Origin of the sequence: Streptomyces sp. NBC_00224, from assembly GCF_041435195.1 — a bacterium.
GTDB lineage: Bacteria > Actinomycetota > Actinomycetes > Streptomycetales > Streptomycetaceae > Streptomyces.
Genome location: NZ_CP108106.1, coordinates 4,002,501 through 4,026,275, shown reverse-complemented (window position 1 = coordinate 4,026,275; position 23,775 = coordinate 4,002,501). Strand labels below are relative to the sequence as shown.

Genomic DNA, 23,775 nt, shown 5'->3' with positions numbered 1-23,775 from the left:
GTCAGTTTTGAGATGGACAGACTTGTACGCTTATGTCCACGATCGTCAGCATGCGTGCACTCCTTGCATCCTCGATCTCGGTCGCGTGCGCCACCGCACTCGCCCTGCCGCTCGCCGTGGCCGCCGACGCCGCGGCAAGCCCGGCGTCCGCCACGTCCTCCGCTGTTTCCGTGTCCTCCTCGGCCGCTTCCTCCTCGTCCGCCGAACTGGCGGGCTCCACCCAGTCGCTGCCGCTCGCCCCGCTGGGAGCGACCGACCGGACCCTGGGAGCCGCCCGCGCCCAGGGCCTGCCGGAGCGGAACACCGAACCCTTCTCCCTGCTCGGCGTGGTCTGGGACGACGCGAAGGCCGAACTCCACGGCACCGTCCAGGTGCGCACCCGAGCCGCCGGCACCCGCACCTGGTCCGGCTGGCAGGACGTCGACACCCACAACCAGGAGCACGCCCCCGACCCCGGCACCCCCGAGTACGACGCCGCGCACATCCACGGCTCCACCGCCCCGCTGTGGGTGGGCCATTCGGACGGCGTCCAGGTGCGCGTACGGGCGGACGCCGCCGGGGAGGGCCGGGCGACGCCGGGCGCGCTGCCCAGGGGCCTCCACATCGACCTGGTCGACCCGGGCGCGGACCCGGCCGGGGTGGGGGCGGCGGACGAGCCGGAGCAGGAGGAAGGTGCCGGGCCGGAGCGGGACCGGGCCCTGGCGTCCGGCGCGCGGGCGGAGGGCGTCGTGGCGGCGGCCCGCCCGTACATCGGCCCGCGCCCGCGCATCATCACGCGCCACGGCTGGGGCGCCGACGAGCACCTGCGCGAGCCCGGTTACGTCTACACCGGCAAGGTCAAGGCCGCCTTCGTGCACCACACGGCGTCCGGCAACAACTACCGCTGCTCCCAGGCGGCCTCCGTGCTGCGCAGCATCTACCGCTACCACGTCCGCAGCAGCGGCTGGCGCGACATCGGCTACAACTTCGCCGTCGACAAGTGCGGCAACATCTACGAAGGCCGCGCGGGAGGTGTGGCCAAGCCCGTCCTCGGGGCGCACACTCTCGGTTTCAACACCAACTCCATGGGCGTCGCGGTCATCGGAACGTACACCTCGACCAACCCGTCCGCCGCCGCCCTCGACGCGATCGCCCGCCTGACGGCCTGGAAGCTCGGTCTGTACGGGGTGAATCCGACGGGCACCACGCATCTCACGTCGGCCGGCGGGAACCTTTACCGGAAGGGGCGAAGCGTCAGGCTCAATGCCATCTCCGGGCACCGGGACGGTTTCGCCACCGAGTGCCCGGGCGCACGCCTCTACAAGAAGCTGGGCAAGGCCCGGTCGTCCTCGGCCCGGCTCCAGGGCCGGCGCTGACCGGGACGGGGGCGTACCGATCGGGCGCGAACCGTCTGCATAAACTGGCCGGCCGTAGTTGAACGAACGATTCCGCCCGGCCCCAGCAGGAAGCAGAGACGACAGGTGACTGAAGCGATCCTCCTGGTCGGTGGCAAGGGCACCAGGCTGCGCCCGCTCACGGTGCACACGCCCAAGCCCATGATCCCGGCGGCGGGCGTCCCGTTCCTCACCCACCAGCTGGCCCGGGCGCGGGCGGCGGGCGTGGAGCACATCGTGCTGGCGACGTCCTATCTGGCCGAGGTCTTCGAACCGTACTTCGGCGACGGCTCGGAGCTCGGGCTGCACCTGGAGTACGTGACGGAGGAGGAGCCGCTGGGCACCGGCGGCGCGATCAGGAACGTGGCGTCGCGGCTGCGCTCGGGGCCGGACGACCCCGTGCTGATCTTCAACGGCGACATCCTGACGGGCCTGGACATCAGGGCCCTGGTCGAGACGCACTCGTCCTCGGGCGCGGACGTCTCCCTCCACCTGACGCGCGTGCCCGACCCCAGGGCGTTCGGCCTGGTCCCCACCGATGCGGACGGCCGGGTCCAGGCGTTCCTGGAGAAGCCCCAGACCCCGGAGGAGATCGTCACCGACCAGATCAACGCGGGGGCGTACGTCTTCCGCCGCTCGGTGATCGACTCGATCCCGGCGGGCCGTCCGGTGTCGGTGGAACGAGAGACCTTCCCGGGCCTGCTGTCGGCGGGCGCCCATCTCCAAGGAATGGTGGACTCCACCTACTGGCTGGACCTGGGCACCCCGCAGGCCTTCGTCCGGGGCTCGGCCGACCTGGTCCAGGGCAGGGCCCCGTCCCCGGCGGTCCCGGGCCGCTGCGGCGACCGCCTCGTCCTGCCGGGCGCCTCCGTGGCCCCGGACGCGAAGCTCACCGGCGGGACGGTGGTCGGGGAGCGCGCTGTGATCGGCGCGGGCGCCCGCATCACCGGCAGCACGGTCCTGGCGGGCGCGGTGGTCGAGCCCGGCGCGGTGATCACGGACTCGCTGATCGGCGCGGGCGCGGTCATCGGGGCGCGCTGCGTGCTGGCGGGGGCGGTGGTGGGCGACGGCGCGAGGGTGGGCCCGGACAACGAGCTCCGCGAAGGGGTACGGGTGTGGTGCGACGCAACAATCCCGGGGGCAGCGCTCCGCTTCTCATCGGACGAGTAGGCACCCGAACCTCGCTTCGGGGCTTCGCCCCGGGCCCCGTAAACGCCGGAGTCACCTAAGGGGCGCGGGGAACTGCGCGACCAGCCCCCACCGGCCCGCAGCCGAGCACGGGTCCAGGGGCGTAGCCCCCGGCCGCCCGCCAGAGGGCTTACGGGAAGGGGCGGGGTGGGGAAAAGGGCCCAGTAGTCTCGGAAGCATGGCCGGCCGCTTCAACCCCCGTACCCCCACCCGCACCACCGTGCGAGGCGGCCACCTCCACGTACCCCCACCCCCCACCCACCCCGCCCACAACACCGCCGCCCGCCACTACACCCCACCCGGCCCCCTGGACCTCGGCCTGGTCCTGGGCCCCCTGCGAAGGGGCCCCGCCGACCCCACCTTCCGCACCACCCCGGACGGCTCGGTGTGGCGAGCCTCCCGCACCCCCGACGGCCCCGGCACCCTCCGCGTCGCGCTCCGCGAGGGCCGGGCGGAGGCCGAGGCGTGGGGGCCGGGCGCCGAGTGGCTGCTCGCGCACCTCCCGGGGCTCCTCGGGGACGCGGACGCCCCCGAGGAGTTCGCCCCCCGCCACCGCCTCCTCGCCGAGTCCGCCCGGCGCCGCCCGGGTCTGCGGCTGACGAGGACCGGCCTGGTCCTGGAGTCGCTGATCCCGTCGATCCTGGAGCAGAAGGTCACCGCCGACGAGGCGTACCGCGCCTGGCGGCTGCTGGTGCGCAAGTACGGCGAGCCCGCCCCGGGCCCGGCCGGCGACCGTATGCCGGAGCGGATGTACGTGATGCCCGACCCCAGGACCTGGGCCCTGATCCCGTCCTGGGAGTGGCACCGCGCGGGCGTGGACGCCAAGCGCTCGTCGACGATCCTGCGCGCGGTACGCGTGGCCCGCCGTCTGGAGGAGGCCGCCGCACTGCCCCCTCAGGAGGCCGCGGCCCGGCTCCACCTCGTTCCGGGCATCGGCCCCTGGACCAGCGCCGAGACCCTGCAGCGCGCGATGGGCGCCCCCGACCTGGTCACTGTCGGGGACCTCCATCTGCCGGGCATCATCGGCTACGCCCTGGCCGGCGACCGCACCGCCGACGACGCCGCGATGCTGGAGCTCCTCGCCCCGTACGCCGGTCAGCGCCACCGCGCCACCCGGCTGATCCTCCTCAGCGGCCGCACCCCGCCCCGCCGCGCACCCCGGATGTCGCCACGCGACTTCGGGGCGCTGTAGAGAAACGCCCCGCCGCGGCGACACTCGCGGCAACCACCGCCCCCTGGGGGCGCGGGGAACCGCGCGCTCAGCCCAGGACGGCCCGCAGCCGCGCGACAACCCGACGCAGCCCGAACGCCCCGCGCCCCGCCCTCGCTGCCGTCACCGCACCTCGATGAACGCGTCCGCCACCCGCCCGGGCCGCTCCTTCGGCTCCTCGGCCGGGCGGCCGACCGCCACCGCGCCCATCGGGTCCCAGTTGTCGGGCAGGCCGAGGACCTCCCGTACGACATCGCGGCAGAACATCGTGGACGACACCCACGCCGAGCCGAGCCGCTCGCCCGTGAGCGCCACCAGGAAGTTCTGCACGCCCGCGCCCGTGGCGACTACGAACATCTCGCGCTCGGCCGCGTCCCGGCGGGCGTCGCCGTAGGTGTGCGAGCCGTCCATCACCAGGCAGGGCACCACCAAGTACGGCGCGTCGCGCAGGACTTGGCCCCGGCGCACCCGCTTGGCGACGAACTCCTCGGACTTGCCGTCGCGCCGCAGGTCGGCGATCCACGCGTCCCGCATCGCGTCGAGGAGACGCACCCGCGACTCCTCGGACTCCAGCAGCACGAACCGCCAGGGAGTGGTGTGGTGCGGCGCCGGGGCCGTGACGGCGGCGGCCACCGCGCGGCGCACCGCGCCCGGGTCCACGGGCTCGTCGGCGAACGCCCGGACCGTACGCCGCTGGGTCACCGCCGTCCGGATCGCCTCCGAGGTGCCCAGGCGGAACATGTCGTCGGCCGCGCCCCGCACCAGCGGCCGGGTGCCGTCCTCGGCGTCCGCCGAGACGAGGTGCGCCAGGCCGCTGACCACCGCGACCGGGAAGCCGGCGGCCTTGCCCTTGACCAGGTCGCCCGCGGCGGCCAGTTCGTCGGCGCTGGCCACGACGGTCGCGTTCAGCTCGTTGCCGTGCGTGTCCGTGCCGCCGCGCAGGTCGTCGAGGACGCGCACGCCCGCGGCGCCGATCGCCACGTCGGTGAGCCCGGCGCGCCACGGCCGCCCGAAGGTGTCCGTCACCAGGACGCCCACCTCGACGCCGAGCGCTGCCCGGATCCCGGACCGGATCGCCTCGGCCGAGGAGTCGGGGTCCTCGGGCAGCAACAGCACGGTCCCGGCGGGGGTGTTGGAGGCGTCGACCCCGGCGGCGGCCATGATCAGGCCCTGCCGGTTCTCGACGATGCGCAGGGCGCCACGCCGGGCCACCACCCGTACCGTCTCGGCGTCGATCGCCGCCTCCCGGTCGGCCGCCTCGACGATCCGCCCCTCCGCCTTGGAGACGATCTTCGAGGTGACCAGCAGGACGTCCCCGTCGACGAGGTCGGGCGCGGCCCCCGCGATGAGCTTCGCGAGATCGTCCCCGGCCTGCACCTCCGGTATGCCGCCGAGGGCCCGTACGCGGTACGAGGGAGGGGTGTTCGTGGAGTCGGTGGTCACGCGCGCACCTCCTCGGCCAGCGTCAGCGCCTCGCGCGCCATCGCCGCCGTCGCGTCCAGGTCCGTCATCATCAGCGGGACCGCGCGGCAGCGGATGCCCGCCGCCTCGACCCGGTCCACGGCGGTCTCGTCGGCCGTGTCGACCAGCCAGCCGTCGAGCAGTCCCGACCCGTAGTGCTCGGCGACCGCCGCGGCCGTCGACTCGACGCCGACGGCGGCCAGCACCTTGTCCGCCATGCCCCGCACCGGAGCGCCCCCGACGATCGGGGAGAGCCCGACCACCGGAACGCCCGCCTCCGCGATCGCCTCGCGGATGCCGGGCACGGCCAGGATGGTGCCGACGCTGACGACCGGGTTGGACGGCGGGAAGAGGATCACGTCGGCGTCGGCGATGGCCTCCAGGACGCCGGGCGCGGGCTTGGCCTGGTCGGCCCCGACCGGCACCACGGCCGTCGCCTCCAGGGACGCCCGCAGCTTCACCCAGTACTCCTGGAAGTGGATGACCTTCCGCTCCCCGTCGACCTCGACCGCCACATGCGTCTCGACGCGGTCGTCGGACATCGGGATCAGCCGGACGCCCGGCTGCCAGCGGGCGCAGAGCGCCTCCGTGACCGCGCTCAGCGGATAGCCCGCGCCGAGCATCTGCGTACGGACGATGTGGGTCGCGAAGTCGCGGTCGCCCAGGCCGAACCACTCGGGTCCCACCCCGTACGCCGCGAGCTCCTCCTTGACGTGGAAGGACTCGTCGGTCCTGCCCCAGCCCTGCTCCTCGTTGATGCCACCGCCCAGGGTGTACATCACCGTGTCGAGGTCGGGGCAGACCTTCAGCCCGAACAGATGAATGTCGTCACCGGTGTTGCCGATCACCGTGATGTCCGCGTCCGGCGCGGCCTGTTTGAGGCCGCGCAGGAAACGGGCACCGCCGATGCCGCCGGCCAGAACCACAATGCGCATGTACAGCAGTGTGTCAGGCGGGTACGACATCCTGGGCGGCGGCTGTGGACTGGCTGGCGTGCATCGGCATGTCGGTCAGGCCGGGGTAGTAGATGTGCAGGCTCACGGCCGGTTCCAGGGAGTCGTTGACGACCTCGTGGACGTAGCCGGGCGCGAAGACGCGCTGGGCCCCGGCGCCCAGGGCGCGGGTGCCGCGCTCGGTGCGCTCGGTCAACTCGCCCTGGAGCACGGTCAGTACGCCCGAGGAGGCGCCGTGGTCGTGCAGCCCGCTGCGCTGCCCGGGCACCCAGGACAGCAGCCAGACCTCGTAGCCGATTGGGGTCTCCCCTGTTCGAGCGGAGCCGAGAGCTTGGGGAACCGTGCGCAGCCGGTGGTACCAGCGGCTGGTCGCGTCGTACTGGACGAGCGGCTCCCACTGGGTGCGGTCGGCCGCGAGGGAGCGGGCCAGGCCGACGAAGTCGGCGACGGTGCTCGGGTGCTCGCGGGCGGGCTGGAGGAGGTGCAGGACCTCAAGGAGGTCGCCGGCGATCTGAAGGTCGCTGTCGCTGTTCATGGGTGCGGTGGTTCCTCGGCAGTAACTGCAGGAAGCAGTGCGGGGGTGTCGCAAAGGCGTGTGCGCGTGGGTGCGCGAGCGGCCCGAAGGGCCGGGAAGAACGCGGAGAAGGCTGGAGCGCTACGGCATCAACAGCTGGAACAGCAACAGCGCGCCTGGACAGCACTGCGGAACCCACGGACGTGGGTCGCGAAGAGTGCTGTGGTCGCTGGCATGCAATCAAAGGTGACCAAGAAGAGCCGAGCTGTCAACTCAATACCCGATTTGGCCGCAATGTTTCACCTCATCCGGTTACTGCGTACGGAGAAAGGTTTGTGCACAGGCACTGCCGGAGATGTGGCGCTGCAACCGTGCGTGCAAACGCCGTTGTGTTCTCGTGACCGGACTGTGATCCCAGTCGCTTCCGCCGCCCGGACGCAACAAGATCGATATTCGACTCGTCTTCTCTGGGCAGGTGAGGGAAGAGCGATTGAGCCATTGGCATGTGTCATGGTTTTTGCCGATTTGAACACTTTCCGTATAGCCTTGGTTCCGCAGAGTGAATACGGGGCCCAATAGCAGATCTCGGCTTGACTGGCCCGGATCCGCACACTTGTAATTTCACTCGTGTCGTTCGCCCGAAATCGGTAACGGCAGCATCACGGGGCAGCAAAGACAGACGAGGGGTGCACATGACCGAGGTGTTCCAGGAGCTGCTGGTCGACGATGTGGACGAAGAACTCGGCTGGCAGGAGCGCGCGTTGTGCGCCCAGACCGACCCCGAGTCCTTCTTTCCCGAGAAGGGCGGCTCCACCCGGGAGGCCAAGAAGGTCTGCCTCGCCTGTGAAGTCCGCTCCGAGTGCCTCGAATACGCCCTCGCGAATGACGAACGATTCGGCATCTGGGGCGGACTGTCCGAACGGGAACGCCGCCGCCTGAAGAAGGCGGCGGTCTAGTTTTTTCGGGGGCTTTGCCCCCTCCGGACCCTCTACGGACCCCGTCCGGGCCTCCTCCGGCTCCACCCGGCCTCCGCAGGCGGCGGACTGCCGCGTTCCCCAGCCATTAGTGTGGGGCGCTGCCAGTCAGCACAGCAGCCTCCGGGGCCCCCAACCCCCGGACCCCGGCCGGAGGGGCCCGTACCTCGATGTCCGTGCACAGCCAGTCGACTGCCCCGTACTCCGAGGCCGCGACCCCCGAGTTCCCCAGACACGTCGTCACCGCCGTGCTCGTCTCGCACGACGGTGCGCGCTGGCTGCCCGACGCCCTGGCCGGCCTGCTCGGCCAGGAACGCCCCGTACAGAGCGCGTACGCGGCCGACACCGGCAGCGCCGACGACTCCGCCCGCCTGGTCACCGAGGCCCTGGGCGCCGACCGCGTCCTGCACCTCGCGCGCCGCACCGGCTTCGGCGCCGCCGTCGACGAGGCCGTCCGCTCCGCGGGGGTGCTCGGCCCGGAGGAGCTCCCGTACCTGAAGCGGCCCAGCGGCTGGGACCCCGTCTCGCGCAGCTGGCGCGACGACACCTACGACCTGCCCGAACTGCCGCACGGCGAGCCCGTCCAGTGGCTCTGGCTGCTGCACGACGACTGCGCCCCCGCGCCCGACGCCCTCGCCGAACTGCTGCGCGTCGCCGACTCCGACGCCTACGCCGCGATCGTCGGCCCCAAACTGCGCGGCTGGTACGACCGCAAGCAGCTGCTCGAAGTGGGCGTCTCCATCGCCCGCAGCGGCCGCCGCTGGACCGGCCTGGACCGGCGTGAGCAGGACCAGGGCCAGCACGACCAGGTCCGCCCGGTCCTGTCCGTGTCCTCCGCCGGCATGCTGATCCGCCGCGACGTGTGGGAGGAGCTCGGCGGCTTCGACCGGCGGCTGCCGCTGATGCGCGACGACGTCGACCTGTGCTGGCGCGCGCACGCCGCCGGGCACTCCGTCCTCGTCGCCCCCGAAGCCGTCGTACGGCACGCCGAGGCCGCCGCCCGCGAGCGCCGCACCGTCGACTGCGCGGGCCGCTCCGCCGTCGACCCGCACCGGGTCGACAAGGCGGGCGCCGTCTACACGATGCTCGTCAACTCGCGCCCCGCCGCGCTGCCCTACGTGTTCCTGCGCATCGTCGTCGGCACCGTACTGCGCACCCTCGCCTATCTGCTGGGCAAGGCGCCCGGCCAGGCCGTCGACGAGATCATGGGCCTGTCCGCGACCCTGCTGCGGCCCGGCCGGATCCTCGCCGGACGGCGCAGACGCGGCAAGAGCGGGGTGGAGGCGAGCGAGCTGCGGCCGCTCTTCCCGCCGCCCGGAGCCACCGTCCGCGCCACCGTCGAACAGGTCGCCGCCGGGCTCGGCGCCGGGGCCGAGGACACCGGCGGCTCCCGGCACGGCGCCGTCGAATCCGGCCCCGGCGGAGACGACGCCGACTTCCTGGAGATCGAGCAGTTCGCGCGGCTGAAGAAGATCGCCCGCAAACCCGCGCCCGTCCTGTTCGCCCTGCTCCTGCTGATCTCGCTGGCCGCCTGCCGCGAACTGCTCGGCGGCGGCGCCCTCTCCGGCGGCGCCCTGCTGCCCGCGCCCTCGGGCGTCGGCGACCTGTGGGGCCGCTACGCGGACGCCTGGCACCCCATCGGCACCGGCGGCACCCAGACCGCCCCGCCCTACCTCGCGGCCATCGCCGCCCTCGCCGCCCTCTGCTTCGGCTCCACCGGCTTCGCCCTGACCCTGCTGCTCGTCTGCTCGGTCCCGCTGGCCGGACTCACCGCCTACTTCGCCTCGCGCCCTCTCGTCGAGTCGCGCCTGCTGCGCGCCTGGGCGGCCGTCGCCTACGCCCTCCTGCCTGCCGCCACCGGCGCCCTCGCCACCGGCCGTCTGGGCACCGCCGTCCTCGCCGTACTCCTGCCGCTGATCGCCCGCGCGGGCGTCACCGCCGCCGGGTTCCGCGGCGAGGGCCGCGGCAGCTGGCGCGCCACCTGGACGTACGCGCTGCTGCTCACCAGCGCCATGGCGTTCACCCCCGTCGTCTGGCCCGTCGCCGCGCTCCTCGGAGCCGTCGTCCTGGTGCTGCGCCGCGACGACATCACCGCTTACGGTCTGCGCTTCCTCGCCGCCGTCGGCACCCCCCTCCTGATCCTCGCCCCCTGGTCGCTGACCCTGCTCACCGGCCCGTCCGGCTTCTTCCGCGAGGCCGGTCTGGAGTACGGCAAGGGCTCGGCCTCCGCGCTCGACCTGCTCGGCGCGAGCCCCGGCGGCCCCAAGACCGTCGGCGGCCTGCTCCTCGTCGGCTTCGTGCTGGCGGCGCTCGCCGCCCTGCTGCGCGGGGAGCGGGAGTTCGCGATCCGCACCGCCTGGGCCGTCGCCCTCACCGGCTTCCTCTTCGCCGCCCTCTCCAACAACAGCGGCTGGGCGGGCCCGGCCACCCTCGTCTACGGCCTCGCCCTGATCGCCGCCGCCGTACTCGGCGCCGAAGGCGCCAAGGAGCGCGTCGCCGCCCACGGCTTCGGCTGGCGCCAGCCGGTCGCCGCACTGATCGCCCTGGCCGCCGCGGTCGCTCCGCTGATCGCGGCGGGCGGCTGGATGCTGAGCGGCGCCGACGGGCCGCTGGAGCGCCGCGACCCGGTGCAGGTGCCCGCGTTCGTCGCGGAGGAGAGCGGCACCCGCGACCAGGCCCGCACCCTCGTCCTGGGCGGCGCCTCGGCCGCCAAGGTCTCCTACACCCTGGTCCGCGGCTCCGGCGGCCGCCTCGGCGACGCCGAACTCGCCGCCTCCGGCGGCAGCGACCCCCGCCTGGACAAGGTCGTCGCCAACCTGGTCGCCGGCTCCGGCGCCGACCAGTCCTCCCAGCTCAGCGGCTTCGCCGTGCGCTATGTACTGGTACGCGACGGAGCGCCCCGCACCTTCGGCCGGGTCCTGGACACCACCCCCGGCCTCAGCCGACTGAGCCAGCTCGACGGCAGCGCGCTGTGGCGCGTCGACCGGCAGGTCGCCCGCGCCGTCATCGTGCCGCCCGCCGCCTCCGCCGGGGCCCAGACGGGGTCGGCACAGGCCGGCGGCGCCGCCGAGCCGGTGGCCGTCGCCGCCGACCCGGTCGACGTCCACACCAAGATCCCGGCCGGTCCGGTCGACCGCGTCCTGCGCCTCGCCGACCGTGCCGCGCCCGGCTGGACCGCGACCCTCGGCGGCAAGCCGCTGAAGAAGACCACCGTCGACGGCTGGGCCCAGGGCTTCCAACTCCCCGCCGACGGCGGCCGCCTGGACATCACCTACGACGCCCCCTTCACGCACACCGCGTGGATCTGGGCCCAGTCGCTCCTCGCCCTGGTGCTCGTCGTGCTCGCCCTGCCGGGCCGTCGCCGCCGGATCGACGACGACCTGCCCGAGGAGGAGCAGCCGGTGCTGCCCCCGGCCCGGGACGGCGAGGGCCGCCGGGCCCGCCGCCTGCGCGCCCAGGCGGAGGCCGAGGCCGCCGACGCCGAGCCGACGGCGGAGCCCGAAGGCCCGGCCGGCCAGGACTTCCCGCCCCCGCCGGCCTCCGCGCCCACGGCCCCCGAGCACGACCCGTACGCGACCGCCCAGTACGCCGAAGTGCCGCAGCAGCAGTCCTACGGACAGTGGGACGAGACGGCGTACACCAACGCCGAGTACCCGCAGCAGCAGTACGACCCGTACCAGCAGCAGTACCAGCAGTACGACCCGTACCAACAGCAGCAGCAGTACCCGCCGCAGGAGCCCGCGTACGACCCCTACGGCTATGGCTACGGCGGGGAGCAGGCCCCCGGCCAGGGGCAGGGCGAGGGCGGCCGCATCCCCGGCCAGAGCCATGACGGCCAGGGCCACGACACCGAGCAGCCGCACCGCCCCGACGGGAGCAACCAGTGAACCGCAGCACCCTCTCCCTGATCGCGGCCGCCGTCGCCCTCGCCGCTGTAACCGGCTTCGCGGCCGTCACCGCGCCGGGCGGCGACTCGGCGAAGGCCGATGCGAAGGGTCCGGCCCGGCTGCCCGTCGAGCGCTCCAGCCTGCTGTGCCCGGCGCCCAGCCTGTCCGACCTGGCGGAGACCACGTACACCACGTACACCCCGAAGGGCAGCGGCGACGCGGGCGCCAAGGCGGGCACGGCCGGCAGCGCCGTGCTCAAGCCCGCCGTCACCCCGCTCACCGACGGCACCCCCGCCAAGTCCACCGACAAGACGGACAAGGACAAGAAGGGCAAGAAGGGGAAGACCCCCGAGAAGCCCGACCCCAACAAGGCGGTCGTCACCCTCAAGGAGCCCGGCAAGCCCGCGTCGGCCACGGCCGACGGCTCCGACGCACCCGCGCTCGCCGGGTCCGCCGACGGCCCGCTCGCGCCCGGCTGGGCGGCGCAGCAGACCACGGTGGTCTCGGCGGGCGACACGCGCGCGGTGCTCGGCACCCGCTGCACCGAACCCGACACCGACTTCTGGTTCCCCGGCGCTTCCACCGCCAAGACCCGTCAGGACTACGTCCATCTGACCAACCCCGACGACACCGCGGCGGTCGCCGACATCGAGCTGTTCGGCAAGGACGGCGTCATCAAGTCGGAGGTGGGGGAGGGCATTACGGTCCCCGCGAAATCCAGCGTCCCTGTTCTGTTGTCAACGTTGACCTCGGCGGCGGCCGATGACCTGACCGTTCACGTCACGACCCGCTCCGGCCGGGTCGGGGCGGTCGTGCAGGCATCGGACGCGAAGGCGGGCGCGGACTGGCTGTCCGCGTCGGCCGACCCGGCGGCGAGCCAGGTCCTCCCGGGCATCCCGGGCGACGCCACCGACGTACGCCTGGTGGTGTACGCCAAGGGCGCCGACGACGCCGATCTCAAGGTGCGGCTGGCCGGTGCGGGCGGCAGCTTCACCCCTGCTGGTCTGGACACCGTCCACGTGAAGTCGGGGATGACGGCGTCCTTTGATCTGAAGAACGTTACGAGGGGTGAGGCGGGTTCCCTGTTGCTCGCCCCGACTTCGGATGGCGGGAAAACGCCCATCGTGGCGGCGCTGCGCGTAGTGCGCGGCACGGGTGACAAGCAGGAGACCGCATACATTCCGGCCACCGAGCCCGTCGGCGACCGGTCCACGGCCGCCGACAACCGGGCCAAGGGCTCGACGCTGGCCTTCACCGCGCCGAGCGCCGCCGCCACGGTCAAGGTCACCGCGTCGCCCGGTACCGAGGGCGGCGAGCCGCAGACCAAGACGTACACCGTGAAGGCCGGCACCACGCTGGCGGTCGAGCCCCCGGTCCCGTCCGGGCTCAAGGGCTCGTACGCGCTGACGGTCGAGACCCAGCCGGGCAGCGGCCCGGTCTACGCCTCCCGAACGCTGGCGCTGCCGCAGGACGGCATCCCGATGTTCACCGTGCAGACGCTCCCCGACGACAAGGGGACGGTGGCGGTCCCGGCGGCGAAGCAGGACCTGTCGGTACTGGACGACTGAGGACGGATCCGGTCCGGTCGGCCCTGTCCGTTCAGTCTTGTCCGTTCGGTCCTGCCGGTTCAGTCCTGTCCGTAGCGGGGATCGACCGACTCCGGTGCGAGACCGAGGAGTTCGGCGACCTGCTCGACCACGACCTCGTGGACGAGCAGGGCCCGTTCGTCCCGGCTCTTGGTGCGGATCTCGACGGGCCGCCGGTAGACGATGATCCGCGCGGGCGAGCCCTTGGAGGCGGGCAGCGCGCGGCCCAGCGGTACGGCCTCGTCGCTCCACCCGTCGTCGTCGGACTCGGGCAGCGGCACGTCGGAGACGAGGAAGTCGACGTCGGCCAGCTGTGGCCAGCGCCGCTCCAGCCGCTCCACCGAGTCCCGCACCAGATCGCGGAAGCTCTCCGCACGGCTCGCCGAGAGCGGCACCTGCGGCGGGGCCACGGGTCCGCGCATGCCCCTCCCGTGCCGGTCGCGGCGGCGGGGCCGCGGGCCGGCCGGTACGGAGTCGGGGCCGGAGCCGATGCCGGAACTGGAACTGTCCATCACTGACGCAGCGTAGCCCTCCGGAGCGCCGTGCGATCGCGGCGGCGGCCCGTTCCACGGCATGTCGCGGGATGACCGTTTCCCTCTCGCTTGAGAGCGATTACCGGCCCATACGAGACAGTGGTTTTCGCGTCGTTTGACCGGAAGATTCCCAAGTACGGAACGTAATCGGTCCGGTCACAGACCGTGCGGCCCTCTTCCCGTGCAGGTCAGCCCAGTTGCTCACGGCGCCGCTGTGCCCGAGCTCACACCGCGACACGGTGGAGTGACCCGGTGGAGAGTCGTCGCGGCCCGCTCAAGAGTGCGGTACCGTCCAACGTCGTGAGCCCTGTACGTCGCTGTTCGCGCACTGCGTGCGGCCGCCCTGCCGTCGCGACACTGACGTACGTCTACGCGGACTCGACCGCAGTCCTCGGCCCGCTCGCCACCTATGCCGAGCCCCATTGCTATGACCTGTGCGCCGAGCACAGTGAGCGCCTCACCGCGCCCCGCGGCTGGGAGGTCGTCCGCCTCACCGACGCCTCCGCCCCGAGCCGCCCCAGCGGCGACGATCTGGAAGCGCTTGCCAACGCGGTACGGGAAGCGGCCCGCCCGCACGAACGCGCCGCCGAGGCCGGCGGCGCCCGCGCGGCCGACCCCATGGAGGTCGCCCGTCGAGGCCACCTCCGGGTCCTGCGCTCCCCGGAGCCCTGAGGGGCCGAGCGGGCCGGCCGCTTGGGACGGGGGCCGGGCAATGCGAGCCCTGACCTTCACGGGCCGACCGCTCCGGAGTCCTCCGCAGGCCCCGCGTTCTCCAGAGGCGCACGCTCTCCACAGGCCCGCGTTCTCCACGGGCATCGAGTTGTCCACAGGCGCCGCAGCCCTGACAGCCCCAGCCGGTAGCCTCGGTCCAGGGGGCCGCATGTCTCCGCAGGATGTCTCCGCAGGTGATTTCAGAAGGGTTGGGCCGTGACTGCTGATCTGTCGCAGATCGTGAAGGCGTACGACGTCCGCGGGGTGGTGCCGGATCAGTGGGACGAGTCTCTGGCCGAGCTGTTCGGAGCGGCTTTCGTACGGGTGACGGGCGCCGACGCGATCGTGGTCGGGCACGACATGCGCCCCTCGTCGCCCGGCCTGTCGGCGGCGTTCGCGCGCGGCGCGGCCCGCCAGGGCGCGGATGTCACCCTGATCGGCCTGTGCTCCACGGACCAGCTGTACTACGCGTCCGGGAAGCTGAACCTGCCCGGCGCCATGTTCACGGCGTCCCACAACCCGGCCCAGTACAACGGCATCAAGCTCTGCCGCGCGGGCGCCGCCCCGGTCGGCCAGGACACGGGCCTGGCCGACATCCGCGCCCTGGTCGAGGCCTGGTCGGAGTCGGGCGCCCCGGAAGCGGCGGCGACGGCCGGCACACTCGACGAGCGCGACACGCTCGTGGACTACGCCGCCCACCTCAAGTCCCTGGTCGACGTCTCCGGCATCCGTCCCCTCAAGGTCGTCGTGGACGCGGGCAACGGCATGGGCGGCCACACGGTCCCCACCGTCTTCGACGGTCTGCCGCTGACGCTGGTGCCGATGTACTTCGAGCTCGACGGCACCTTCCCCAACCACGAGGCCAACCCCCTCGACCCCGCCAACATCGTCGACCTCCAGGAGCGCGTCCGCGCCGAGGGCGCCGACCTGGGCATCGCCTTCGACGGCGACGCCGACCGCTGCTTCGTGGTGGACGAGCGCGGCGAGGGAGTCTCCCCGTCCGCCGTGACCGCGCTGGTGGCGGCCCGTGAGCTGGCCAAGCACCCGGGCGGAACGGTGATCCACAACCTGATCACCTCCTGGTCCGTCCCGGAGGTCGTCCGCGAGAACGGCGGCATCCCGGTCCGCACGCGGGTCGGCCACTCGTTCATCAAGCAGGAGATGGCGCGTTCGGGCGCGATCTTCGGCGGCGAGCACTCCGCGCACTACTACTTCAAGGACTTCTGGAACGCCGACACCGGCATGCTGGCGGCCCTGCACGTCCTGGCCGCCCTGGGCACCCAGAAGGCCCCGCTCTCCCGTCTGCTGGCGGCGTACGACCGCTACACGGGCTCGGGCGAGATCAACTCGACGGTGACCGACCAGACCGCCCGTACGGAGGCGGTCCGCGAGGCCTTCGCGACGCGGCAGGGCGTCACCACGGACGAGCTGGACGGCCTGACGGTCTCCACGGCCGACTGGTGGTTCAACCTGCGCCCCTCCAACACCGAGCCCCTCCTGCGGCTGAACGTCGAGGCGCGTGACGAACCGACGATGGCGAAGCTGCGGGACGAGGTCCTGGCGCTGGTACGGGCGTAATCCCGCGCCGGACGGCCGGGGCTCGGTTCCTGGCCGCCCGGCGGGACTCGTCCCGGCGGCCTGGCGGGCCGGCACCCGGCGTCCGCCGCCACCAGCGGTCAGGCCAGGCCACCCGGGGAGCCCGTACCGCACCCCGGCGGTAGGGTGACAAGGCCTGATCCAGGCACCCGATCCACGTATACGAAGACGACGAAGACGTTCCGGAAGGACCTCCATGCCGCTCGAAGCCGGCCTCCTCGACATCCTCGCCTGCCCCGCGTGCCACGCCCCGCTCAAGGACGCCACGGCCGAGGAGACGCCCGAGCTGGTCTGCACCGGCGCGGACTGCGGCCTTGCGTACCCGGTCCGCGACGGCATCCCCGTACTCCTCGTGGACGAGGCCCGCCGCCCGGCGTAACCCCGCCCCGCGCGGACTCCGTCCCGCAGACCCCGCCCGGCGCACCAGCCGGGAACCGAGTGACCCGGAACCCCGATCGCCCCGGAGGCCGCCGCACATGCTCGATGAGTCGCTGCTCGACGCGCCGGAAGCCCTGGCCCGCGCGGACCGCCGCGGTCTGCTGCGCGGAGCCGCGGAGGCCGGCGCCCGCGTCCGTACCGCCGCCCGGCACGCCATCGAGGCCGGCATCGCGGAGCTGCAGCCCGAGGGCCGCCCCCGGGCCGTGCTCATCGCGGGCCCCGGCACCGCGGCCGAGGGCGTGGCCGACCTGGTCACGGCGCTGGCCGGAGCCTCCGCGCCGGTCGCCCGGCTCGTCTCGACCGGGGTGGCCGCAGCGGCGGGCGCCCTGCGCTGGAACCTCCCGGGCTGGGCGGGCTCGGTCGACCTCCTGCTCATCACCACCACGGACGGCAGCGAGCCCGGCCTGGCGCTCCTGGCGGAGCAGGCCTACCGCCGGGGCTGCACGGTCGTGGCCGTCGCCCCGAAGGGCTCCCCGCTCTCCGAGGCCGTCGACGGGGTGCACGGCCTGGTGGTGCCGCTGGCGACGGCCCCGCACGAGCTGTACGAGGACGGGAGGACCCCGGCCGCCTCTCCGAGCGCGCTGTGGGCCCTGTTCACCCCCATCCTCGCCCTGCTCGACCGCCTGGGGCTGACCGCCGCGCCCCCGGAGACGCTGGAGAAGATCGCCGACCGCCTTGACCGCACCGCGGAACGCTGCGGCCCGGCCATCGCCACGTACAGCAACCCGGCGAAGACCCTCGCGACGGAACTCGCCGACTCGCTCCCCCTCGTCTGGACTGAGGGCGAGGGCGCCGCCCCGGCGGGCCGCCGCTTCGCGACCGTACTGGCCGAGCTCGCGGGCCGCCCCGCACTCGCCGGCGAGCTGCCGGAGACGCTCGCGTCGCACGGCATCCTGCTCGCGGGCTCGCTCGGGGAGGGCGCAGACCCGGACGACTTCTTCCGCGACCGGGTGGAAGAGCCCGCGGTGCTGCACGCCCGGGTCGTCCTGCTGCGCGACCGCCCGGCGGGCGGCCTCTCCGCCGCCCCGGCCGCGCGCGAACTCGCCCTGAGCCACGAGGCGCAGATCAGTGAACTGGAGCCGGAGGAGGGCACGGAGCTGGAGTGCCTGGCGGAACTCCTCGCCCTCACGGACTTCACGATTGCGTACCTCGCCCTCGCATCGACACCGCCCCCCGCATAGGGCGCCGCCGGTGCAGCCCGACGCCGACGCGGCCGGTGGCCGAGGACACCGGTGACCGATGCCGACAGCGACCGGTGCCAACAACGACCGATACCGACAGCTGCCGGGGCAAGCGGCGACCGAACCCGTACGAGACCACGCGAAAGAGACCACGCGAACCATGGACCGTCTCGCCAACACCGTGCGCCCCTACGCCTGGGGCTCCACGACGCTGATCCCGGAACTGCTCGGCAACGCCCCCACCGGCGAGCCCCAGGCCGAGATGTGGATGGGGGCGCACCCGGGCGCCCCGTCCCGTATCGACCGGGGTGCGGGCGGGATTCCGCTCTCCGACGTCATCGCGGCGGACCCGACGGCGGAACTCGGTGACGCGGCCGTCGCCAAATTCGGCCCCCGTCTTCCTTTTCTTCTCAAATTGCTGGCGGCGGGCGCCCCCCTCTCGCTTCAGGTGCATCCCAATCTCGCCCAGGCGCAGCGGGGTTACGCGGACGAGGAAAGCGCGGGCGTTCCGCTCGGCGCCCCGCATCGCAATTACAAGGACGCCAACCACAAGCCCGAACTGATCTGTGCCTTGACAACGTTCGAAGGCCTGTGCGGGTTCCGGGCTCCGGAAGAATCCGCGGATCTTCTCGCCGCGCTCGACGTGGACTCCCTCAAGCCGTACGTGGACCTCCTGCACGCCCACCCCGAAGAGGCGGCGCTGCGCGAGGTCCTGACGGCCGTACTGACCGCCGATCCGCAGGAGATGGCGGCGACGGTGACCGAGGCCGTGGCGGCCTGCGAGCGCCTCGGCGGCGACGCCTACCGGGCCTACGCCTCGCTCGCCCACCACTTCCCGGGCGACCCCGGCGTCATCGCGGCCATGCTCCTCAACTACGTCCAACTCCAGCCCGGCGAGGCTCTGTTTCTCGGTGCCGGCATTCCGCACGCGTATCTGAGCGGCATGGGCGTGGAGATCATGGCCAACTCGGACAATGTGCTGCGCTGCGGTCTGACCCCGAAGCACGTGGACGTCCCCGAACTTCTCCGGGTCGTCCGCTTCGAGGCCAATGACCCGGGCGTGCTGCGCCCCGAGGCGTCGGAGACGGGCGAGGAGCTCTACGACACCCCGATCGACGAATTCCGCCTGTCCCGTTTCGTACGCGCGGAGGGCGCTGCTCCGACCGACCTGACGGCCGGGACCGCGCAGATCGTCCTGTGCACGGCGGGTGCGGTGGAGCTCGGCGACCTGCGCCTCGCCCCCGGCCAGGCGGCCTTCGTCCGGGCGGGCGAAAAGGCCGAACTGTCTGGAACAGGCACTGCTTTTCGCGCCACTGTCGTGGCCTGATGCAACAATGTGCGGCCGTATGGCGGCACCTGGGCGGCCGCGACACCGACGAAGGGAACACGTGCACGTATGAGTGCGTCAGGCGGAACCAAGGCGATCGTGGCGGCGCTCGGCGCCAACCTCGCGATTGCGGTAGCCAAGTTCGTGGCGTTCCTCTTCAGCGGTTCGTCGTCGATGCTCGCGGAGAGCGTCCACTCGCTGGCGGACTCGGGCAACCAGGGCCTGCTGCTGCTCGGCGGCAAGAAGGCACAGCGTGAGGCGACGCCCCAACATCCCTTCGGCTACGGCCGGGAGCGTTACATCTACGCCTTCCTGGTCTCGATCGTGCTGTTCTCGGTGGGTGGCATGTTCGCCCTCTACGAGGGCTACGAGAAGGTCAAGCACCCGCACGAGATCGAGGCCTGGTACTGGCCCGTCGGCGTCCTGATCTTCGCGATCATCGCCGAGGGCTTCTCCTTCCGTACGGCCATCAAGGAGTCGAACGAGACGCGGGGCTCGCTCTCCTGGTCGCAGTTCGTGCGCCGGGCGAAGGCCCCCGAGCTCCCCGTGGTCCTCCTTGAGGACGCGGGCGCCCTGATCGGACTCGTCCTCGCCCTCGGCGGCGTGAGTCTCGCGCTGGCCACCGGCGACGGCGTCTGGGACGGCGTCGGCACCCTGTGCATCGGCGCGCTGCTGATCCTGATCGCCCTCATCCTGGCGGTCGAGACGAAGTCGCTGCTGCTCGGCGAGGCTGCCGGTACGGAGGAGGTGGAGAAGATCCGTACGGCGATCGTCGACGGCGACACAGTCACCTCCGTCATCCACATGCGTACGCTCCACCTCGGCCCGGAAGAGCTGCTGGTCGCGGCCAAGATCGCCGTCCAGCACGACGACACCGCGGCAGAGGTCGCCCACGCCATCAACGCGGCCGAGGCCCGCGTCCGCGAGGCGGTCCCGATCGCCCGGGTGATCTACCTGGAGCCGGACATCTACAGCGCGACGGAAGCCGCAGCGGGCTCGGACCCGGCGGCCACGCCGGGCGGCACGGGTCACTGAGAACGGTCACTGAGTACGGTCGCCGAGTACGCGGCACTGTCACCTGCGAAGCAGGTGTGGGGCCGAGGCCCCGGTAGGCGGGTGTGAGTGTGTGGGCGGGGCGGGAGAGGACTTCCCGCCCCGCCCACACGTCTACTACTGCCCCATCCTCTTCTCGCCCGCTGCCAGGCGACCTTCACGGTGTCCAGGGTGAGGTAGTCGGAGAGGACTTCGCGGGAGCCGGCGCGGCCGCCGGAACCTGCGGGGCCGTCGGAACCTTCGGGGGCGTGGGATCGGCTGGAACTCCTGGAGCCGCCGGGGCGTTCATCAGGAGAATCGCCGACACTGCTCGCGCCGGAAGCGCCCCCGGTACGGCCCGGAGTCCCGGCGGCGACAACGGTTGCCACCGGAGCCGCCCAACCGGAACGCGGTCGACGGCCACCGCCGTATGCGCGGCCGGTGCCGCCTCCCCACCCGCAACGCTCATGGCCACTCGCCGCCGCTCCTCGATCTTCTTTGAGAAGGCACCCGACCCTGAATTTCGCCACCGCGCCATCCGGGACGGGCTGGGGGCGGCTGGGCCATCGGTGTAGATTCGTGACCAGAGCCAGACGTCGCTGCTGATGGCGGTCGGTCGGTACGCCACGCGCACCGGCCGAGGGAGAGAGGGCCTCCGACGGACTGCGCTGTGAGCACGACGGGCACCGCTTGGTGCCCACGGACACTCCGGTGTCCACCCGGACATCGCGATGTCCGCCCGGGCCCCATTGGTGCCCGCGTGGCCGTCGCCATGCTCAGGCGCGCCCACAGACCTTCCGTACCCACCCTCGACCCACCCACGAGGAGCAGCTCGCCATGACGACTGTCGACGCCGGCCAGGACTTCAAGGTCGCCGACCTCTCCCTCGCCGCCTTCGGGCGCAAGGAGATCAACCTCGCCGAGCACGAGATGCCCGGCCTGATGTCGATCCGCAAGGAGTACGCCGCCACCCAGCCGCTCGCCGGCGCCCGGGTCACCGGCTCCCTGCACATGACGGTGCAGACCGCCGTCCTGATCGAGACCCTCGTCGCCCTCGGCGCCGAGGTCCGCTGGGCCTCCTGCAACATCTTCTCCACCCAGGATCACGCCGCCGCCGCCATCGCGGTCGGCCCGAACGGCACCCCCGAGAACCCCCAGGGCGTCCCGGTCTTCGCCTGGAAGGGCGAGACCCTTGAGGAGTACTGGTGGTGCACGGAGCAGGCCCTCACGTGGCCGAACTCCCCGACCGGCGGCCCGAACATGATCCTGGACGACGGCGGTGACGCCACGCTCCTGGTCCACAAGGGCGTCGAGTTCGAGAAGGCCGGTGCGGCCCCGGACCCGTCCACCGCGGACAGCGAGGAGTACGGCTACATCCTCACCCTGCTGAACCGCACCCTCTCCGAGAGCCCGCAGAAGTGGACCCAGCTGGCGTCCGAGATCCGCGGCGTCACTGAAGAGACCACGACCGGTGTCCACCGTCTGTACGAGATGCACCGCGACGGCACCCTCCTCTTCCCGGCGATCAACGTCAACGACGCGGTCACCAAGTCCAAGTTCGACAACAAGTACGGCTGCCGCCACTCCCTGATCGACGGCATCAACCGCGCCACCGACGTCCTCATCGGCGGCAAGACCGCCGTCGTCTGCGGCTACGGCGACGTGGGCAAGGGCTGCGCGGAGTCCCTGCGCGGCCAGGGCGCCCGAGTGATCATCACTGAGATCGACCCGATCTGCGCCCTGCAGGCGGCGATGGACGGCTACCAGGTCACCACGCTCGACGAGGTGGTCGACAAGGCCGACATCTTCGTCACCACGACGGGCAACAAGGACATCATCATGGCCGCGGACATGGCCAAGATGAAGCACCAGGCCATCGTCGGAAACATCGGCCACTTCGACAACGAGATCGACATGGCCGGCCTGGCCAAGATCCCCGGTGTCGTCAAGGACGAGGTCAAGCCGCAGGTCCACACCTGGACGTTCGCCGACGGCAAGGTCCTCATCGTCCTCTCCGAGGGCCGCCTGCTGAACCTGGGCAACGCGACCGGCCACCCGTCGTTCGTGATGTCCAACTCGTTCGCGGACCAGACCCTGGCCCAGATCGAGCTGTTCACCAAGCCCGAGGAGTACCCGACCGACGTCTACGTGCTGCCCAAGCACCTCGACGAGAAGGTCGCCCGCCTCCACCTCGACTCGCTCGGCGTGAAGCTCACGACGCTCCGCCCCGAGCAGGCCGCGTACATCGGCGTCGAGGTCGAGGGCCCGTTCAAGTCGGACCACTACCGCTACTGATTCCGCAACTGACGGACTCAACAGCCGCGGTACCGAGAACGTAGTACCGAGAGCGGCGGTACAAGGCAGGCCCCCGGACCCCCGTGCCGGGGGCCTGCCCCGTACCCCGCTCCGTACAACGGTCCACCCCTACGCCCCCGAGGACCACCAGACCCCATGCCCCGCGGCCGGTATTCGCTTCACGATCCGCACGACCACACCCCCCTCGGCGAAGAACACTTCCACTGCGCGCCCGGCCCCTCCGGCTGGCGCTACGTCTCCCAGATCACCACCCCCTCCGGCGACCCCGTCGGCTCCGTCGACCTTGCTCTGGACGACCTCGGCCGCCCCATCCGCCTCGAACTCCACGCCGGAGGCTGGCAGGTGCGCGGCGCCGCCCTCGACGGCGTCACCTGGGTCCGCACCGACCCCACCGGCACTCACGCCACCGAAGGCAACGTCCCCGCCCACGCCTTCACCGGCATGTCCCCGGCATTTCTCATCGCCACGGCACGTCTGCTCCGCCTCACTCCCGGTTCCCCCGCGACCCGCGTGCGCCTCGTCGCCTTCACCGACCCCGTCCTCGCCCCCCGCACCCTCGACCAGTCCTGGGCCTTGGTGAACAGTGAAGCGCACGCCACTGACAACGGCCCCCTGACCGTGGACGAGTACCAGGTCAGCGCCCTGGACACGGGTGAACAGCACGTCGTCCACATCGCCGGCGACGTGGTCCTCGCGGCTCCCGGAATCGAGCTCGAATCCCTCGAAAGCCCGCCATCGGCCTGGGCGCCGTAGGCAGCCCGGGCGCGCCGGGCAGGCGCGGCCAGATGACCTGGACGGATGGGGCCGACGGACCGGCCAGTTGATTTAGGCAGGCGGTACGAAGCCCGTTGCGGACCGGGTACCGGGCTCGGGCCCGGCCTCGGGCCCCGGCTTCGGTGCCGAAGGGGCGGACGCCGTGCCCGCGGATGGCGTCCGCGGGGGAGCGGCGGCCCAGACGGGCGCGCCCGCGATGTGCGCCGCGTCGTGAGGCGCCGGTGCGGCAGGACCCGGGGCTGATGCCCCGCCCATGGCCGCGGCCCCGCCCACCGTCGTACCGAAAACCCTGTCTCCGGCGATGCCGCTGGCCCCGCCAGCCGCCCGCCCCGTCCCGAACGCCCGCCGCGCGTCCCGCGTCTGCCGCTCGGCCATGACCGCCGCCAGATACGCGGCCGGAGGCACGCCCTGCGGCGCCGGCGCCCCTGTCCGCGCCACCAGATCGTCGGCCAGCCGGACCGCCATCGCCCAGCTCACCTGCGCGTCGAGCTGCCCCATCCGCGTCAGGTACTGCCGCACCGCCAGCCACAGCGCGTCCGGCACCCCCGACAGATCGAGCCCGGAGAAACGTCCCATCAGCCAAGGCGGAGGAGGCGGCACGGCAGCGGCCCGTCCGACCGGCACCCTCTCCCGTACGACCAGGGTCCCCGCGAACACATCCCCGATCCGCCGCCCGCGCTCCGAAACCAGCGACGCGATGCAGGCGACGACCCCGAAGGTC

At 72.6% G+C, this 23,775-nt stretch carries 19 protein-coding genes (1 of these 19 cut by a window edge); 14 read left to right on the top strand and 5 right to left on the bottom strand.

The annotated features are described in order from the left end of the window. Positions 1 to 50: 50 nt before the first annotated feature. The 3 genes from OG965_RS17840 (at position 51) to OG965_RS17830 (ending at position 3,753) form a co-directional block, all read left to right on the top strand. Positions 51 to 1,355, top strand: coding sequence for a peptidoglycan recognition protein (locus tag OG965_RS17840; protein WP_371653074.1), 1,305 nt, complete (start codon positions 51 to 53; stop codon positions 1,353 to 1,355). A gap of 105 nt (positions 1,356 to 1,460) precedes the next feature. Then, positions 1,461 to 2,543, top strand: coding sequence for a sugar phosphate nucleotidyltransferase (locus tag OG965_RS17835; RefSeq protein WP_371653073.1), 1,083 nt, complete (start codon positions 1,461 to 1,463; stop codon positions 2,541 to 2,543). A gap of 196 nt (positions 2,544 to 2,739) precedes the next feature. Next, a complete protein-coding gene (locus OG965_RS17830; RefSeq protein WP_371653072.1) occupies positions 2,740 to 3,753 on the top strand; it encodes a DNA-3-methyladenine glycosylase in 1,014 nt (337 codons plus the stop codon). 141 nt (positions 3,754 to 3,894) lie between these two features. On the opposite strand, the gene OG965_RS17825 is transcribed toward OG965_RS17830, so the two are convergent. The 3 genes from OG965_RS17825 to OG965_RS17815 are packed head-to-tail and all read right to left on the bottom strand — an operon-like array spanning position 3,895 to position 6,720. Beyond that, positions 3,895 to 5,214, bottom strand: coding sequence for a coenzyme F420-0:L-glutamate ligase (locus OG965_RS17825; RefSeq protein ID WP_371653071.1), 1,320 nt, complete (start codon positions 5,212 to 5,214; stop codon positions 3,895 to 3,897). Continuing rightward, entirely contained in the window at positions 5,211 to 6,167 is a 957-nt protein-coding gene (cofD, locus tag OG965_RS17820) for a 2-phospho-L-lactate transferase (RefSeq protein ID WP_371653070.1), read from the bottom strand. Before cofD ends, OG965_RS17825 begins: the two co-directional genes overlap by 4 nt. Before the next feature lie 13 nt (positions 6,168 to 6,180). Beyond that, on the bottom strand, positions 6,181 to 6,720 hold the full coding sequence (locus tag OG965_RS17815) for a cysteine dioxygenase family protein (protein WP_371653069.1): 540 nt from the start codon (positions 6,718 to 6,720) through the stop codon (positions 6,181 to 6,183). A 671-nt stretch (positions 6,721 to 7,391) separates the two neighbouring features. Here OG965_RS17815 and OG965_RS17810 point away from each other — a divergent pair. The 3 genes from OG965_RS17810 to OG965_RS17800 all read left to right on the top strand — a co-directional run bounded on the left by OG965_RS17810 (position 7,392) and on the right by OG965_RS17800 (position 13,128). After that, on the top strand, positions 7,392 to 7,655 hold the full coding sequence (locus OG965_RS17810; RefSeq protein ID WP_067159810.1) for a WhiB family transcriptional regulator: 264 nt from the start codon (positions 7,392 to 7,394) through the stop codon (positions 7,653 to 7,655). A 188-nt stretch (positions 7,656 to 7,843) separates the two neighbouring features. Further along, positions 7,844 to 11,560, top strand: a complete 3,717-nt coding sequence (locus OG965_RS17805) for a glycosyltransferase (protein ID WP_371653068.1) — start codon at positions 7,844 to 7,846, stop codon at positions 11,558 to 11,560. Further along, positions 11,557 to 13,128, top strand: a complete 1,572-nt coding sequence (locus OG965_RS17800) for a DUF5719 family protein (protein WP_371653067.1) — start codon at positions 11,557 to 11,559, stop codon at positions 13,126 to 13,128. Before OG965_RS17805 ends, OG965_RS17800 begins: the two co-directional genes overlap by 4 nt. A 59-nt stretch (positions 13,129 to 13,187) precedes the next feature. Here OG965_RS17800 and OG965_RS17795 read toward each other — a convergent pair whose 3' ends face one another. After that, a complete protein-coding gene (locus OG965_RS17795) occupies positions 13,188 to 13,658 on the bottom strand; it encodes a metallopeptidase family protein (RefSeq protein WP_371653066.1) in 471 nt (156 codons plus the stop codon). A 273-nt stretch (positions 13,659 to 13,931) separates the two neighbouring features. On the opposite strand from OG965_RS17795, the gene OG965_RS17790 reads away from it, so the two are divergent. From OG965_RS17790 to OG965_RS17755, 8 genes are all read left to right on the top strand, one after another. After that, complete coding sequence (locus OG965_RS17790; protein ID WP_067159787.1) at positions 13,932 to 14,351, top strand: DUF3499 domain-containing protein; 420 nt, start codon at positions 13,932 to 13,934, stop codon at positions 14,349 to 14,351. Positions 14,352 to 14,606: 255 nt separating this feature from the next. Beyond that, entirely contained in the window at positions 14,607 to 15,968 is a 1,362-nt protein-coding gene (locus OG965_RS17785; RefSeq protein WP_371653065.1) for a phosphomannomutase/phosphoglucomutase, read from the top strand. A 214-nt stretch (positions 15,969 to 16,182) separates the two neighbouring features. Beyond that, positions 16,183 to 16,365 carry a Trm112 family protein gene (locus OG965_RS17780; RefSeq protein ID WP_067159781.1) on the top strand — a complete coding sequence of 61 codons (183 nt, stop codon included), beginning with the start codon at positions 16,183 to 16,185 and terminating at the stop codon, positions 16,363 to 16,365. A 97-nt stretch (positions 16,366 to 16,462) separates the two neighbouring features. Further along, entirely contained in the window at positions 16,463 to 17,605 is a 1,143-nt protein-coding gene (locus OG965_RS17775) for an SIS domain-containing protein (RefSeq protein ID WP_371653064.1), read from the top strand. A gap of 160 nt (positions 17,606 to 17,765) precedes the next feature. Next, a complete protein-coding gene (gene manA / locus OG965_RS17770; protein ID WP_371653063.1) occupies positions 17,766 to 18,932 on the top strand; it encodes a mannose-6-phosphate isomerase, class I in 1,167 nt (388 codons plus the stop codon). Between the two features lie 69 nt (positions 18,933 to 19,001). After that, positions 19,002 to 19,967: a cation diffusion facilitator family transporter gene (locus OG965_RS17765; protein WP_371653062.1), complete on the top strand. Its 966-nt coding sequence runs from the start codon at positions 19,002 to 19,004 to the stop codon at positions 19,965 to 19,967. 834 nt (positions 19,968 to 20,801) lie between these two features. Next, a complete protein-coding gene (gene ahcY / locus OG965_RS17760) occupies positions 20,802 to 22,259 on the top strand; it encodes an adenosylhomocysteinase (RefSeq protein ID WP_371653061.1) in 1,458 nt (485 codons plus the stop codon). Between the two features lie 156 nt (positions 22,260 to 22,415). Then, a complete protein-coding gene (locus tag OG965_RS17755; RefSeq protein ID WP_371653060.1) occupies positions 22,416 to 23,033 on the top strand; it encodes a hypothetical protein in 618 nt (205 codons plus the stop codon). A gap of 72 nt (positions 23,034 to 23,105) precedes the next feature. On the opposite strand, the gene OG965_RS17750 is transcribed toward OG965_RS17755, so the two are convergent. Further along, on the bottom strand, positions 23,106 to 23,775 hold the 3' portion of the coding sequence (locus OG965_RS17750) for an RDD family protein (RefSeq protein WP_371653059.1). Its footprint extends 356 nt past the window's final position; only the last 670 of its 1,026 coding nucleotides appear in the window; the start codon falls outside the window, past its right edge; it ends in the stop codon at positions 23,106 to 23,108.